Genomic DNA, 13,701 nt, shown 5'->3' with positions numbered 1-13,701 from the left:
ATCTAGCCTCTCAGAACCCCCACTGAAAAGAGGCCACGGAATGCCTGATCTAGCCACCTCACACCGCCTGCGCATCGGGCGGTTCAGCGAACCCAACCGTATCTACCTGATCACCACCAACACTCATGAACGTGTGCCGATATTCAGTGATTTTCATCTGGGTCGCTTGGTGGTCTGGCAATTCAGGCTCGCTCAATATCAAGGCTTGGCGAACTCCCTGGCGTGGGTAGTAATGCCAGACCATTTCCACTGGCTGCTCGAACTGCAAAAGGGCTCGCTGGGCGATCTGATGTGTCAGGTGAAGTCGAAAAGCACTCGAACCGTGAATGGCGCCACAGGCCGCAAAGGCAGACTATGGCAATCCAGTTTTCATGACCGGGCACTGCGCAAGGAAGATGACTTGGTAAAGATGGCTCGGTATGTAGTGGCCAATCCATTGCGAGCTGGATTGGTGGAGCGCATTGGCGACTATCCGCTGTGGGATGCAGTCTGGGTATAAGACCTAGACCGAGTTGCCCCTTTCGCGAGCAAGCCCGCTCCCACAGTTTGACTGCATTCCAAAGTTGGAGCCCGGTCAAAATGTGGGAGCGGGCTTGCTCGCGAAGAGGCCCTACCAGTCACCCAAAGATCAAGCCGAAACCCCCGCATCCGCCAACAACCCCACCCCCTCAATCGCCGTAATCGCGCACTGCTCGTCAATATCCGACGTATCCCCGCTGATCCCGATCGCCCCCAGCACTAAGCCCTGCTGATCCCGAATCAACACCCCACCCGGTGCCGGCACGACGCTGCCCTGCCCCAAGCTGTTCAACGCGGCGATAAACGCCGGCCGCTGTTGCGCGTCCAGCGCCAGCAAGCGCGAGCCCTTGCCCAGCGCGATCGCGCCCCATGCCTTGCCGATGGCGATCTGCGGGCGCAGCAGGCTGGCGCCGTCTTCCCGTTGCAGGGTGATCAGGTGCCCACCGCTGTCGAGCACCGCGATGGTCAGCGGCGCCGCTGAAATCGTGCGGCCTGCGGTAAGGGCCTGGCTGGCCAGTTGGGTGGCTATTTTCAAGGTTAAAGCGCTCATGGTGCCGTCCTTATCTTGTTATGGAAAAAGCGGTGGAGGTCTAAATCGTCAGATGCTCGATCAAACAAATAGAACACAATGACATTTGTTTTTGTATACAATATTTTCGCACAAACCCTCCATACGTCGAAAAAATGCCTTCCGACGAACGTTCAAGCCAATAAACAAAATGAATTGACCTGCGCCGCTCGCCGTGAATACACTTTGACGAGAAACCACTTGTATACAATTACAAAACGCAAGAGGCACCAAAACCATGAGCAAAATGAGAGCAATCGAAGCCGCCGTTCTGGTAATGCGCCGTGAAGGCGTGGACACCGCCTTCGGTATCCCAGGCGCCGCGATCAACCCGCTGTACTCGGCCTTGCAGAAGGTGGGTGGCATCGATCACGTCCTTGCTCGCCACGTTGAAGGCGCCTCCCACATGGCCGAGGGTTACACCCGCACCAAGGCCGGCAATATCGGCGTGTGCATCGGCACCTCCGGCCCGGCGGGCACCGATATGGTCACCGGCCTGTACAGCGCCTCGGCCGACTCGATCCCGATCCTGTGCATCACCGGCCAAGCCCCTCGTGCCCGGATGCACAAGGAAGATTTCCAGGCCGTGGACATCACCAGCATCGTCAAGCCAGTGACCAAGTGGGCAACCACCGTCCTCGAACCCGGCCAGGTGCCTTACGCGTTCCAGAAAGCCTTTTATGAAATGCGCTCCGGCCGCCCAGGCCCGGTGCTGATCGACCTGCCGTTCGACGTGCAGATGGCCGAGATCGAATTCGACATCGACGCCTACCAGCCGCTGCCGCTGGCCAAGCCACTGGCCACACGCATCCAGGTGGAAAAAGCCCTGGCCTTGCTCGATCAAGCCGAACGCCCACTGTTGGTCAGTGGTGGCGGCGTGATCAACGCCGACGCCAGCGACCTGCTGGTGGAGTTCGCCGAGCTGACCGGCATCCCGGTGATCCCGACCCTGATGGGCTGGGGCACGATCCCCGACGATCATCCGCAGATGGTGGGCATGGTCGGCCTGCAAACCTCCCACCGTTACGGCAACGCGACGATGCTCAAGTCGGACGTGGTGCTGGGCATCGGCAACCGCTGGGCCAACCGCCACACGGGGTCGGTCGAGGTGTATACCGAGGGTCGCAAGTTCATTCACGTCGACATCGAGCCGACGCAGATTGGCCGCGTGTTCACCCCGGACCTGGGTATCGTGTCCGACGCCGGCTCGGCCCTGACAATGTTCATTGAAGTGGCGCGCGAGTGGAAAGCCGCCGGCAAGCTCAAGGACCGCAGCGCCTGGCTCAACGACTGCCAGCAGCGCAAGGCCACCCTGCATCGCAAGACCCACTTCGACAACGTACCGGTCAAGCCGCAACGGGTGTACGAAGAGATGAACCAGGTGTTCGGCAAAGACACCTGCTACGTCAGCACCATCGGCCTGTCGCAGATTGCCGGTGCGCAATTCCTGCACGTCTATAAGCCACGTCACTGGATCAACTGCGGCCAGGCCGGTCCCCTGGGCTGGACCATTCCGGCGGCCCTTGGTGTGGTCAAGGCCGATCCGAGCCGCAAGGTCGTCGCGCTGTCGGGGGACTATGACTTCCAGTTCATGATCGAAGAATTGGCGGTGGGCGCACAGTTCAAGCTGCCGTACATCCACGTGGTGGTGAACAACTCCTACCTCGGCCTGATCCGCCAGGCCCAGCGCGGGTTTGAAATGGACTACTGCGTGCAGTTGTCCTTCGACAACCTCAACGCCCCGGAACTCAATGGCTATGGCGTCGACCACGTCGCCGTCGCCGAAGGCCTGGGCTGCAAGGCCCTGCGAGTGTTCGAGCCTAGCCAGATCGCACCGGCCCTGCGCCGCGCCGAGGCAATGATCGAAGAGTTCAAGGTGCCGGTGATCGTCGAGATCATCCTGGAGCGCGTGACCAATATTTCCATGGGCACCGAGATCAACGCCGTCAACGAATTCGAAGATCTGGCCCTGGTCGGCAATGACGCGCCGACCGCCATTTCCCTGCTCGATTAAGGAGAACCCTATGCCGCGTTTTGCCGCCAACCTGTCCATGCTGTTTACCGAGCAAGACTTTCTTGCTCGCTTCAAAGCGGCCGCCGATGCGGGCTTCGAAGGTGTCGAGTACCTGTTCCCGTACGAATTCAGCTCGGCTGAAATCAAGGCACACCTGGACGCCAACGGCCTGACCCAAGTGTTGTTCAACCTGCCGGCCGGCGACTGGGCCAAGGGCGAGCGCGGCCTGGCGTGCCACCCGGACCGGGTCGAGGAATTCCGCGCCGGGGTCAAGCTGGCCATCGCCTATGCCCAGGTCCTGGGCAACACCCAGATCAACTGCCTGGCGGGCATCCGGCCACAGGGCGTGGACGATGCCACCCTGGAAAAGACCTTCGTCGCCAACCTCAAGTACGCCGCCGACAAGCTGCAAGCCGCGGGCATCAAGCTGGTGATGGAGATGATCAACACCCGCGACATCCCCGGCTTCTACCTGAACAACACCGCGCAAGCCCTGTCGATCCGCGAGCAGGTGGGCAGTGCCAATCTGTTCCTGCAATACGACATCTATCACATGCAAATCATGGAGGGCGACCTGGCCCGCACCATGGCCGCGCACCTGGGCGAGATCAATCACATCCAACTGGCGGATAACCCAGGACGCAACGAGCCGGGGACCGGGGAGATCAACTATCGGTTCCTGTTCGAGCATTTGGACCGCATTGGTTACAAGGGCTGGGTGGGTTGCGAATACAAACCGCTGACCACCACCGAGGCAGGTTTGGGCTGGCTCAAGAGCCACAACGCCATCTAACTGGCACAACACAAAACAAAATGTGGGAGCTGGCTTGCCTGCGATGCAGACACCGCGGTGTTTCAGGCAAAACCGGTGGATGCCATCACAGGCAAGCCAGCTCCCACATTGGATCGTCTGTGTTTGGCAGGCTGAGACAGGCCTACCCATCTAATAAAAAGAGGTTTTTTCGTCATGGCTAAAATCGGATTCATCGGCACCGGCATCATGGGCCAACCCATGGCCGCCAACCTGCAAAAGGCAGGTCACCAACTGTTCCTCTCCGAACATCACGGCAAAGCCCCGCAAGCCCTGCTCGACGCCGGCGCCATCGCCCTGGCCAACCCGCAGCAAGTCGCCCAGGAAGCCGAGTTCATCATTGTGATGGTGCCCGACACCCCGCAGGTCGATGACGTGCTGTTCCGCGCCGACGGCGTGGCCGCCGGCCTGTCGCCAAACAAAGTGGTGATCGACATGAGCTCGATCTCCCCCACCGCCACCAAGGCCTTCGCCGCCAGGATCAACGAGGCCGGCGCGCACTACCTGGATGCGCCCGTGTCCGGCGGTGAAGTCGGCGCCAAGGCCGGCACCCTGAGCATCATGATCGGTGGCGAGCCGCAGACCTTCGAACGCGCCCTGCCGCTGTTCCAGGCCATGGGCAAAAACATCACCCTGGTCGGCGGCAATGGTGATGGGCAGACCGCCAAGGTCGCCAACCAGATCATCGTCGCGCTGAACATCCAGGCAGTGGCCGAAGCGCTGCTGTTCGCCGCCAAGAACGGTGCCGACCCGGCCAAGGTGCGTGAAGCGCTGATGGGCGGTTTTGCCTCGTCGAAGATCCTTGAAGTGCATGGCGAGCGCATGATCAAGGGCACCTTTGACCCGGGCTTTCGCATCAACCTGCACCAGAAGGATTTGAACCTGGCGCTGGCCGGGGCCAAGGAGCTGGGGATCAACCTGCCGAACACCGCCGGTACGCAGCAGGTGTTCAGTACCTGCACCGCGATCGGTGGCGGCAACTGGGACCACTCGGCGCTGATCAAGGGCCTGGAGCACATGGCGAGCTTCTCGATTCGCGACAAGTAAGTCCTGACTTGAAATGCAAGCCAGTGTGGGGCTGGCTTGTGTGGGAGCTGGCTTGCCGGCGATAGCATCACCTCAGTTTGCCTGATACACCGAGGTGTTTGCATCGCAGGCAAGCCAGCCCCCACACAAGCCAGCTGCCATATTTTGGTCCCTGTTCCAAGTCTCACCTCTAATAACAAGAAGCCCCCGGGAGCCCGCTTATGTCGGTCGATCCGCAACACCTGCTTCGCGAGCTGTTCTCCACAGCCATCGACGCCGCCCACCCCCGGCAAGTCCTTGAACCCTACCTGCCCGCCGACCGCAGTGGCCGGGTGATCGTGATCGGTGCCGGCAAAGCCGCCGCCGCCATGGCCCTGGTTGTCGAAAACAGCTGGCAAGGCGAAGTCACGGGCCTGGTCGTCACCCGCTACGGCCATGGCGCGCCGTGCAAGAAAATCGAAGTGGTCGAAGCCGCTCACCCGGTCCCCGACGCCGCCGGCCTGGCGGTGGCCAAGCGCGTGCTGGAACTGATCAGCAGCCTCGGCGAAGACGACCGCGTGATCTTCCTGCTGTCCGGTGGCGGCTCGGCCCTGCTGGCCTTGCCCGCCGAAGGCATCACCCTGGCCGACAAGCAAGCCATCAACAAAGCCCTGCTCAAGTCCGGCGCCACCATTGGCGAGATGAATTGCGTGCGCAAGCACCTCTCGGCGATCAAGGGTGGCCGGCTGGCCAAGGCGGCATGGCCGGCCACGGTCTACACCTATGCGATTTCCGACGTGCCGGGCGACCAGGCCACGGTGATTGCATCCGGCCCCACCGTCGGCGACCCAAGCACCTCGGCACAGGCGTTGGCGATCCTCAAACGCTACAACATCGATGCCCCCGCATCGGTGCGCAGCTGGTTGCAGAACCCCGCCTCGGAAACCGTCAAGCCGGGCGACCCGATTCTCGCCCGCAGCCATTTCCAATTGATCGCCCGCCCGCAGCAATCCCTCGAAGCCGTGGCGGTCAAAGTGCGCCAGGCCGGGTTCAGCCCGCTGATCCTCGGCGACCTCGAAGGCGAAGCGCGGGACGTGGCCAAGGTGCACGCCGGCATTGCCCGGCAAATCGTGCAACACGGCCAACCACTGGCGGCGCCGTGCGTGATCCTGTCCGGTGGCGAAACCACCGTGACCGTACGCGGCAATGGCCGTGGCGGGCGCAACGCGGAGTTCCTGCTCAGCCTTACCGACAGCCTCAAGGGCCTGCCCGGCGTATACGCCCTGGCCGGTGACACCGACGGCATCGACGGTTCCGAAGACAACGCCGGCGCGATCATGACCCCGTGCAGCTATTCACGCGCCGAAGCGCTGGGCCTGTCGGCCAGCGACGAGTTGGACAACAACAATGGCTACGGCTACTTCGCGGCCCTCGACGGGTTGATCGTCACCGAGCCGACGCGCACCAACGTCAACGACTTGCGCGCCATCCTGATTCTTGAGACTGCCAAACATGACGCCTGACAAGAAGGTCAAAATCCTCGCCACCCTGGGCCCGGCCACCGACGGTATCGATGACATCCGCGAGCTGGTCGAAGCCGGGGTGAATATCTTCCGCCTCAACTTCAGCCACGGTGAGCACGCCGACCACGCCCAGCGCTACCAATGGATCCGCCAGGTGGAACGCCAGCTGAATTACCCGCTGGGCATTCTTATGGACCTGCAAGGGCCCAAGCTGCGAGTCGGACGTTTTGCCGACGGCAAGGTGCAACTGGTGCGCGGCCAGGCGCTGCGCCTGGACCTGGACGAAGCCCCGGGCGACGAACGCCGGGTGAACCTGCCCCACCCGGAAATCATCGCCGCGCTGGAGCCGGGCATGGACCTGTTGCTGGACGACGGCAAGTTGCGCCTGCGGGTGATCACCAAGCATGCCGATGCCATCGACACCACCGTGCTGAACGGCGGCGAATTGTCGGACCGTAAAGGTGTGAACGTCCCACAAGCGCTGTTGGAACTGAGCCCGTTGACCGCCAAGGACCGCCGCGACTTGAGCTTCGGCCTGGAACTCGGTGTGGACTGGGTCGCGCTGTCGTTCGTGCAGCGCCCGCAAGACATCCGCGAGGCCCGCGAGCTGATCGGCGACCGCGCCTTCCTGATGGCCAAGATCGAGAAACCTTCGGCAGTGCAGCGCCTGCGGGAGATCGCCGAATTGAGCGACGCAATCATGGTGGCCAGAGGCGACCTCGGCGTGGAAGTGCCGGCCGAAAGCGTGCCGCAAATCCAGAAAGACATCATCAGCACCTGCCGCCAGTTGGGTAAGCCGGTGGTGGTTGCGACGCAGATGCTCGAATCCATGCGCTTCTCCCCGGCGCCGACCCGCGCCGAAGTCACCGACGTGGCCAATGCGGTTGCCGAAGGTGCCGATGCGGTGATGCTCTCGGCGGAAACCGCCTCCGGCGAGTACCCGCTGGAAGCCGTGCAGATGATGAGCAAGATCATCCGCCAGGTGGAAAGTGGTCCGGACTACCAGGCCCAGCTGGATGTGAGCCGCCCCAAGGCGGACGCCACGGTGTCGGATGCGATCAGCTGCGCGATCCGGCGTATCAGCCACATCCTGCCGGTGGCGGTGCTGGTGAACTACAGCGAGTCGGGCGCCTCCAGCCTGCGCGCGGCGCGGGAGCGGCCGGTGGCGCCGATCCTCAACCTCACGCCAAACCTGTCCACGGCACGGCGCTTGAGCGTGGCCTGGGGCGTGCATTCGGTGGTCAATGACAGGCTGCGCCAGGTGGACGAGGTGTGTTCCACCGCGCTGGAAATTGCCCAGGCCCAAGGGATGGCGGAGCGGGGGGATACGCTGGTGATCACGGCGGGGGTGCCGTTCGGGCAGCCGGGGTCGACCAATTCGCTGCGTATCGAGACGTTGATTTAGCGTCTGTAAGGGCCCCTTCGCGAGCAAGCCCGCTCCCACATTTGACGGCGTTCACAAATCAAAATGTGGGAGCGGGCTTGCTCGCGAAGGGGGCAACTCGGTCTAGCTGACTTACCTCTATGCACAACCCTACCTGCCCCGACTGGGCCGAAGCCCTGCTCAACGGTTTCAGCCAAATCTTCCTCCAGCGCCAACCGCTGTGCGGCCTGCTGTGCCTGCTGGCCATCCTGATCGGCGCCCCGGCCTTGTTCGGCGGGGCGTTGCTGGGTGGCATCGCGGGTTTGCTCACGGCCCAGCGTCGGGGTTATCCCAAGGCCGAGCGCCAGGCCGGCCTGTATAGCTACAACGGCGTACTGCTGGGGTTGTTGGTCAGCCAGCACTTCGCCTGGTCTGCCCTGTTGCCGCCGCTGATCCTGGCCTGCGGCGGTGTGGCGGCGATGCTCACGCGCCAATGGCTGAAACATGCAACCCACCCGCAGGCCTTGCCCGCCTATACCGCGCCGTTTGTCGGCCTGGGCTGGTTACTGCTGGGCAGCGCGCCAGAGAGCACCTTTACCCTGACCACCCCGCAAACCGTCTCCGTCCTCAGCGCGCCCTTTACCGGGCTCGCGCAAATCATGCTGCTGGACACCCCGCTGGCCGGCGTCTTGATTGCGCTCGGCCTGTGGTTGGCGAACCGCAGCGCCGCCATCTGGGCCTTGATCGGCGCCAGCACCGGCATGCTGGTTGCGCTGCTGCTGGACGAACCCACCAGCGCCCTCCTCGGCCTGCACAGCTACAACCCGGCGCTGGCGGCACTGGCCTTGAGCCAGACACGTCGCCAGCCGTGGCTGGCGTTGCTCGGCATCGGCCTGGCGATCGTGCTGACGTCAGCTTTCGCCACGCTGCATCTGCCAGCACTGACAGCGCCCTTCATTCTGGCCTGCTGGCTGGTACACACAGGCGCCCGCCTGCTTCAGAAACCGCGCATGGACAGCCCCTTCGAATCCCCCTAGGCTTGCTCGATATTCGTTTCAGGCGGGCTTTATGGACAGCAACAACGACTGGCGCCAACGGCTCTACGTCATGATTTTCCAGAGCGACACCCTTGCCGGGCGGCGTTTTGACGGCATCCTGCTGCTGATCATCCTCGCCAGCCTGGTGATCGTGATGCTCGACAGCATCGACGACATCCACCAGAACTACGCCGACGTGCTGGCCTACATCGAGTGGGGCTTCACCATCATCTTCGCCATCGAGTACGGCTTGCGGCTGTATTGCTCGCCCAAGCCGCTGCGTTATGCCTTCAGTTTTTACGGGCTGGTGGATTTGCTCGCGATCGTGCCCGGCATCCTCGCCCTGTATTACAGCGATGCGCAGTACCTGTTGATCATCCGCATCATCCGTATGTTGCGCATCTTCCGGGTGCTCAAGCTCAGCCCCTACCTCAAGCAAGCCAACTACCTGATGGCGGCGCTGCGCGGCAGCAAACAGAAGATCGTGGTGTTCCTGGTCAGCGTGTGCACGCTGGTGACAGTGTTCGGCACCCTGATGTACGTAATCGAAGGCCCGGAGCACGGGTTTACCAGCATTCCCAAGGGCATTTACTGGGCCATCGTGACCCTGACCACCGTGGGTTTTGGCGACATCGTGCCGAAGACCCCGTTGGGCCAGGTGATTTCGTCGCTGGTGATGATCACGGGTTACTCGATCATCGCCGTGCCCACCGGGATTTTCACCGCCGAACTGGCCAGCGCCATGCGCGGTGAACAACTGCAACACGACTGCCCGGTGTGCAAGAAGAGCACCCACGAACCCAACGCCGCATTCTGTTCGCGCTGCGGCAGTAATCTTTTTCGTAAAGTGGAATAAGCAAAGTGCGTTTTAATCTTTAAACGTCTATGCGCGCCCGGCTATAGTCGCTGGCAAATTGCCGTCACTTACCCCGTCATTTTCTCGAACAACAAGGAATGAGCAGTGAAAAAACTCGTTAGCGCCTCTCTCCTGGCCGCCGGCCTCGCCCTGGCGGGCGCCGTCCAGGCTGCCCCCGTGACACTGCTCAACGTCTCCTACGACGTGATGCGCGATTTCTACAAGGACTACAACGCGGCGTTCCAGAAGCACTGGGACGCCGAGCACCCGAACGACAAGCTGACCTTGCAGATGTCCTTCGGCGGCTCCAGCAAACAAGCGCGCTCGGTGATCGATGGCCTGCCCGCTGACGTGATCACCATGAACATGGCCACCGACATCAACGCCCTGGTGGACAACGGCAAACTGGTGCCGGACAACTGGGTCACGCGCCTGCCGAACAACAGCGCACCGTTCACCTCGGCCACCGTGTTCATCGTACGCAAAGGCAACCCGAAAGCCCTGAAAGACTGGCCGGACCTGTTGAAAGACGGCGTGCAAGTGATCGTGCCCAACCCGAAAACCTCGGGTAACGGCCGCTACACCTACCTGTCGGCCTGGGGTTATGTGTTGAAGAACGGCGGCGATGAAAACAAGGCCAAGGCCTTTGTCGGCAAACTGTTCAAACAAGCCCCGGTGCTGGACACTGGCGGCCGTGCCGCCACCACCACGTTCATGACCAACCAGATCGGCGACGTGCTGGTGACTTTTGAAAACGAAGCGGAAATGATCGCCCGTGAATTCGGCCGCGACCAGTTCGAAGTGATCTACCCAAGCGTCTCCGCCGAAGCAGAGCCGCCAGTGTCGGTGGTCGACAAAGTGGTCGAGAAGAAAGGCACCCGCGTCGCGGCCGAAGACTACTTGAAGTACCTGTGGTCGGCCGAAGGCCAGGAAATCGCGGCGAACAACTACCTGCGCCCACGTGATCCAAAAGTGTTGGCCAAGTACACCGACCGCTTCCCGAAAGTCGACTTCCTGTCGGTAGAGAAGACCTTTGGTGACTGGCGCACCGTGCAGAAGACCCACTTCAATGATGGTGGGGTGTTTGACCAGATCTATAGCGGTCAGTAACTGAATAAGCCCAATTAAAATTGAGAGGGCTTGTGTGGGAGCGGGCTTGCTCGCGAATGCGGTGGATCAGTCAATTAATCTGGTGACTGACACACCGCATTCGCGAGCAAGCCCGCTCCCACATTGGATTCTGAGCCAGTCGTTACATCGGTGGTGTCACACCATCTTTACCGGCTGAAATAGCCTGCGCCGTGATGGTCCCATCCGCGCCCTTCACCGCAAACAACACCACCTTCACCCCCGGTTTCAACAAGCTGCGATCCCCCGGTTCGAGGTTGACGATCGGCACGTCCTGCGGCACCACGATCTTCTGCTCACCGCCCTTGTACTTCACCGTCAGCGTGCGCCCGTTGCTCACCACCAGGTCGCCCACGGTGCCGTTGGTCATGCTGCTGCCTTCCTTCAAGTCGAACGCACGGTGCCCGTCACCGGTGCCGGCCATGGCCGGTGGGAATACGTGCACTTCCAGGGCGGTCAAGCTGCCGTCGGCATTGGGCATGGCGGCGGAGCCGATGTAGCTGCCCGGCTTGATCTCATCGATCCTGGCCAGGGTGACGGCGCGCACCTGGGTGTCCCGGGTCAAGTGCACGGTGACGTCTTCGCCGCTGTTGACCTTGACCTGTATTGCGTCGCCCTCGACAGCGGTGATGGCACCGCGCACGCCCACACGCGGCGCATCGGCGGCGTGGGCCAGGCCAACGGCCATGGCGGCGGCAAGGGTTGACGCCAGGAGCATCTTGTTCAGCGTGATCTTCATGGGATTTCCTGTTTCGGCAGTTGTGTCTGAATGTATCATCAGCCTTTGCGCAGAAAGTTAACGATTCACTCATCAATACCGGGCATGAGTGTTATCACCACCAGCGGCCTACCCGGGCTACGGTGTTGTCTTTAGGCTCGCCCCACTTTCCTTCGCTTTTATGAGAACACCATGAACGCTACTTCCCACGCTACAAGCACCATGACCCGGAGCATGGTGATGCTGTTTGCGTTTTGCTGCGGCGCCATCGTTGCCAACATCTACTACGCACAACCGATCATCGAACTGATTGCCCCGGACATCGGCCTCACCCCCGCCATGGCCAGCCTGATCGTGTCACTGACGCAAATCGGCTACGCCCTCGGCCTGTTTTTCCTGGTGCCCCTGGGTGACCTGCTGGAAAACCGCAAGCTGATGATCAGCACCACTGTGCTCGCCATCGCCAGCCTGCTGGGCGCGGCGATTACCGAGCAGCCGAACCTGTTCCTGCTGGTGTCACTGCTGATCGGCTTCAGCTCGGTGTCGGTGCAGATCCTGATCCCGCTGGCCGCGCACCTGGCGCCGGCCGAGTCCCGTGGGCGTGTGGTCGGCAGCATCATGGGCGGCCTGTTGCTCGGCATCCTGCTGGCGCGGCCGGTGTCCAGCGTGGTGGCGGATCACTTCGGCTGGCGCGCGATGTTCATGGCCGCCGCGGCATTGATGGCGTTTATCAGCGTGATCCTGCTGATCACCATCCCCAAGCGCCAGCCCGACCACAGTGCCACCTACGGCCAACTGCTGCGCTCCCTCGGCACCCTGCTGCGCAAGCAACCGGTATTGCGCCAACGGGCGTTCTACCAGGGCGGCATGTTCGCCACCTTCAGCCTGTTCTGGACCGCCGTGCCGCTGGAACTGGCGCGTAACCACGGCCTGAGTCAAAGCGAGATCGCCCTGTTTGCCCTGGTGGGTGCCCTCGGCGCCATCGCCGCGCCAATCGCCGGGCGCCTGGCCGATGCCGGCCACACTCACCGCGCGTCGCTGCTGGCCATGCTGTTTGCCGCGCTGAGTTTCCTGCCGGCCTTCGTCCACCCGCTGTACAGCGTGATCGGCCTGGCCGTGACCGGCGTGGTCCTGGACTTCTGCGTACAGATGAACATGGTGCTCGGCCAACGCGCCATCTACGCCCTCGACGCCAACAGCCGCAGCCGCCTGAACGCGCTGTACATGACCAGCATCTTCATCGGCGGCGCCTTCGGCTCGGCAATTGCCAGCAGCGTGTACGAACACGGCGGCTGGCTGGGTGTGGTGTTGGTGGGCAGCGCGTTCCCGCTGGTGGCGTTGTTGCGCTTCCTCAGCGTTTCCCGTGAAGCGGCCCCGGTAGCCGCGTAACACCTGACCTGTGGGAACTGGCTAGTCGGGTCCCACAGGGCCAACCTCAGGAACGCACCAACTTCTCCAAAGCCGCATCCGCCAGGAATGACGAGCGGCTTTTCACCTTGTGCTCACGCACATAGCGGTCGATACGCTGGATGACGTAACCGGGCAAGGTCACATTGACCTTCTCGGTCTTGCCCAGATAGGGCGTAACGTCCAGCTCCAACATGCCCCAGCCCATACCCGCATAGTCTTCGTGGGCGTGATGATTGGCCACCGAGGTGGGCATGGGGATCGGCCCGCCCTCGGCGGCGATCTCCTGCAGCAGGATGTGTGCGACTTCCACGGCCGCGTTGTACGCCTCTTCGAAACTGTCCCCGGCAGTGACGGCGCCTGGAATATCGGGGATCTGAATGCCGGTGGCGGCGAAGTCATCGCCCCATTCGATACAGATTGGGTATTGCATGAATGCTCTCCTTAAAACTCAAACAGACCAGCACGTTTCCTGATACTTCTCACAGTACCCGCAGGCAGGTCCTTCTTTGGATGAGGCACCGGAATCGTGTACGGGTTATAGCGATGGGTGAAAATATGATGACTGCCCGTGACCCGATCCAGCACCCAACCCGCCTCTTGCAGTTCCTTGATCAATAACCTGCTTTGCACCCCAGCCTCCTTGGCTTGGCCTGAATAAAAGTAACCCTAGAGTTATCTTTACTCAAGCACAAAATCCCCCGGACTGACTGACGGCTGTTTTGCTGGATGTTGAAAGCCCCCGGCCCTGC

14 protein-coding genes are annotated in these 13,701 nt (G+C 61.8%); 10 read left to right on the top strand and 4 right to left on the bottom strand.

All coding sequences use genetic code 11. The features are described from left to right. Positions 1–40 precede the first annotated feature (40 nt). Positions 41–499, top strand: a complete 459-nt coding sequence (locus AC3ISR_RS09085; RefSeq protein WP_192298805.1) for an REP-associated tyrosine transposase — start codon at positions 41–43, stop codon at positions 497–499. Between the two features lie 129 nt (positions 500–628). On the opposite strand, the gene AC3ISR_RS09080 is transcribed toward AC3ISR_RS09085, so the two are convergent. After that, positions 629–1,069, bottom strand: a complete 441-nt coding sequence (locus AC3ISR_RS09080; RefSeq protein ID WP_463984321.1) for a GlcG/HbpS family heme-binding protein — start codon at positions 1,067–1,069, stop codon at positions 629–631. A gap of 256 nt (positions 1,070–1,325) precedes the next feature. Between AC3ISR_RS09080 and gcl the strand changes: the two genes are divergently transcribed. The 8 genes from gcl (at position 1,326) to AC3ISR_RS09040 (ending at position 10,806) form a co-directional block, all read left to right on the top strand. Then, the gene (gene gcl / locus AC3ISR_RS09075) at positions 1,326–3,101 is read left to right on the top strand and encodes a glyoxylate carboligase (RefSeq protein WP_192298803.1); all 1,776 of its coding nucleotides are present in this window, start codon (positions 1,326–1,328) and stop codon (positions 3,099–3,101) included. A 10-nt stretch (positions 3,102–3,111) separates the two neighbouring features. Continuing rightward, a complete protein-coding gene (gene hyi / locus AC3ISR_RS09070) occupies positions 3,112–3,894 on the top strand; it encodes a hydroxypyruvate isomerase (protein WP_226455428.1) in 783 nt (260 codons plus the stop codon). 174 nt (positions 3,895–4,068) lie between these two features. After that, the gene (locus AC3ISR_RS09065; RefSeq protein ID WP_489324698.1) at positions 4,069–4,959 is read left to right on the top strand and encodes a 2-hydroxy-3-oxopropionate reductase; all 891 of its coding nucleotides are present in this window, start codon (positions 4,069–4,071) and stop codon (positions 4,957–4,959) included. Positions 4,960–5,159: 200 nt separating this feature from the next. After that, the gene (locus AC3ISR_RS09060; RefSeq protein ID WP_463984324.1) at positions 5,160–6,440 is read left to right on the top strand and encodes a glycerate kinase type-2 family protein; all 1,281 of its coding nucleotides are present in this window, start codon (positions 5,160–5,162) and stop codon (positions 6,438–6,440) included. Beyond that, entirely contained in the window at positions 6,430–7,845 is a 1,416-nt protein-coding gene (gene pyk, locus AC3ISR_RS09055) for a pyruvate kinase (RefSeq protein WP_463984325.1), read from the top strand. The genes AC3ISR_RS09060 and pyk overlap by 11 nt, the downstream gene beginning before the upstream one ends. Positions 7,846–7,964: 119 nt before the next feature. Continuing rightward, positions 7,965–8,840: an urea transporter gene (locus tag AC3ISR_RS09050; RefSeq protein WP_463984326.1), complete on the top strand. Its 876-nt coding sequence runs from the start codon at positions 7,965–7,967 to the stop codon at positions 8,838–8,840. Positions 8,841–8,871: 31 nt separating this feature from the next. Further along, positions 8,872–9,696, top strand: a complete 825-nt coding sequence (locus AC3ISR_RS09045; protein WP_192298797.1) for an ion transporter — start codon at positions 8,872–8,874, stop codon at positions 9,694–9,696. Between the two features lie 105 nt (positions 9,697–9,801). Beyond that, entirely contained in the window at positions 9,802–10,806 is a 1,005-nt protein-coding gene (locus AC3ISR_RS09040; RefSeq protein ID WP_192298796.1) for a sulfate ABC transporter substrate-binding protein, read from the top strand. Between the two features lie 142 nt (positions 10,807–10,948). Here AC3ISR_RS09040 and AC3ISR_RS09035 read toward each other — a convergent pair whose 3' ends face one another. Continuing rightward, entirely contained in the window at positions 10,949–11,563 is a 615-nt protein-coding gene (locus tag AC3ISR_RS09035; protein WP_192298795.1) for a DUF5666 domain-containing protein, read from the bottom strand. Positions 11,564–11,734: 171 nt separating this feature from the next. Here AC3ISR_RS09035 and AC3ISR_RS09030 point away from each other — a divergent pair, with 171 nt between their 5' ends. Next, entirely contained in the window at positions 11,735–12,931 is a 1,197-nt protein-coding gene (locus tag AC3ISR_RS09030) for an MFS transporter (protein WP_192298794.1), read from the top strand. Between the two features lie 46 nt (positions 12,932–12,977). On the opposite strand, the gene AC3ISR_RS09025 is transcribed toward AC3ISR_RS09030, so the two are convergent. Both AC3ISR_RS09025 and AC3ISR_RS09020 read right to left on the bottom strand, forming a co-directional pair. Beyond that, positions 12,978–13,382 (bottom strand): type II toxin-antitoxin system HicB family antitoxin, encoded by a 405-nt coding sequence (locus AC3ISR_RS09025; RefSeq protein WP_192298793.1) that lies wholly within the window; start codon positions 13,380–13,382, stop codon positions 12,978–12,980. Between the two features lie 11 nt (positions 13,383–13,393). Next, on the bottom strand, positions 13,394–13,582 hold the full coding sequence (locus AC3ISR_RS09020; RefSeq protein WP_192298792.1) for a type II toxin-antitoxin system HicA family toxin: 189 nt from the start codon (positions 13,580–13,582) through the stop codon (positions 13,394–13,396). Positions 13,583–13,701: the final 119 nt, after the last annotated feature.

The organism is Pseudomonas sp. GL_117 (genome assembly GCF_057835125.1).
Note: the sequence above shows the minus strand (reverse complement) of the source record. Positions and strands in the feature narration are given on the sequence as shown.

Excerpts from the sequence above, each read along its gene's own strand:
- AC3ISR_RS09030 (WP_192298794.1), top strand. The coding sequence starts at position 11,735 with ATGAACGCTACTTCCCACGCTACAAGCACCATGACCCGGAGCATGGTG.
- AC3ISR_RS09060 (WP_463984324.1), top strand. The coding sequence starts at position 5,160 with ATGTCGGTCGATCCGCAACACCTGCTTCGCGAGCTGTTCTCCACAGCC.
- AC3ISR_RS09050 (WP_463984326.1), top strand. The coding sequence starts at position 7,965 with ATGCACAACCCTACCTGCCCCGACTGGGCCGAAGCCCTGCTCAACGGT.
- AC3ISR_RS09045 (WP_192298797.1), top strand. The coding sequence starts at position 8,872 with ATGGACAGCAACAACGACTGGCGCCAACGGCTCTACGTCATGATTTTC.
- AC3ISR_RS09065 (WP_489324698.1), top strand. The coding sequence starts at position 4,069 with ATGGCTAAAATCGGATTCATCGGCACCGGCATCATGGGCCAACCCATG.
- hyi (WP_226455428.1), top strand. The coding sequence starts at position 3,112 with ATGCCGCGTTTTGCCGCCAACCTGTCCATGCTGTTTACCGAGCAAGAC.
- AC3ISR_RS09085 (WP_192298805.1), top strand. The coding sequence starts at position 41 with ATGCCTGATCTAGCCACCTCACACCGCCTGCGCATCGGGCGGTTCAGC.
- pyk (WP_463984325.1), top strand. The coding sequence starts at position 6,430 with ATGACGCCTGACAAGAAGGTCAAAATCCTCGCCACCCTGGGCCCGGCC.
- AC3ISR_RS09080 (WP_463984321.1), bottom strand. The coding sequence starts at position 1,069 with ATGAGCGCTTTAACCTTGAAAATAGCCACCCAACTGGCCAGCCAGGCC.
- AC3ISR_RS09025 (WP_192298793.1), bottom strand. The coding sequence starts at position 13,382 with ATGCAATACCCAATCTGTATCGAATGGGGCGATGACTTCGCCGCCACC.
- gcl (WP_192298803.1), top strand. The coding sequence starts at position 1,326 with ATGAGCAAAATGAGAGCAATCGAAGCCGCCGTTCTGGTAATGCGCCGT.
- AC3ISR_RS09035 (WP_192298795.1), bottom strand. The coding sequence starts at position 11,563 with ATGAAGATCACGCTGAACAAGATGCTCCTGGCGTCAACCCTTGCCGCC.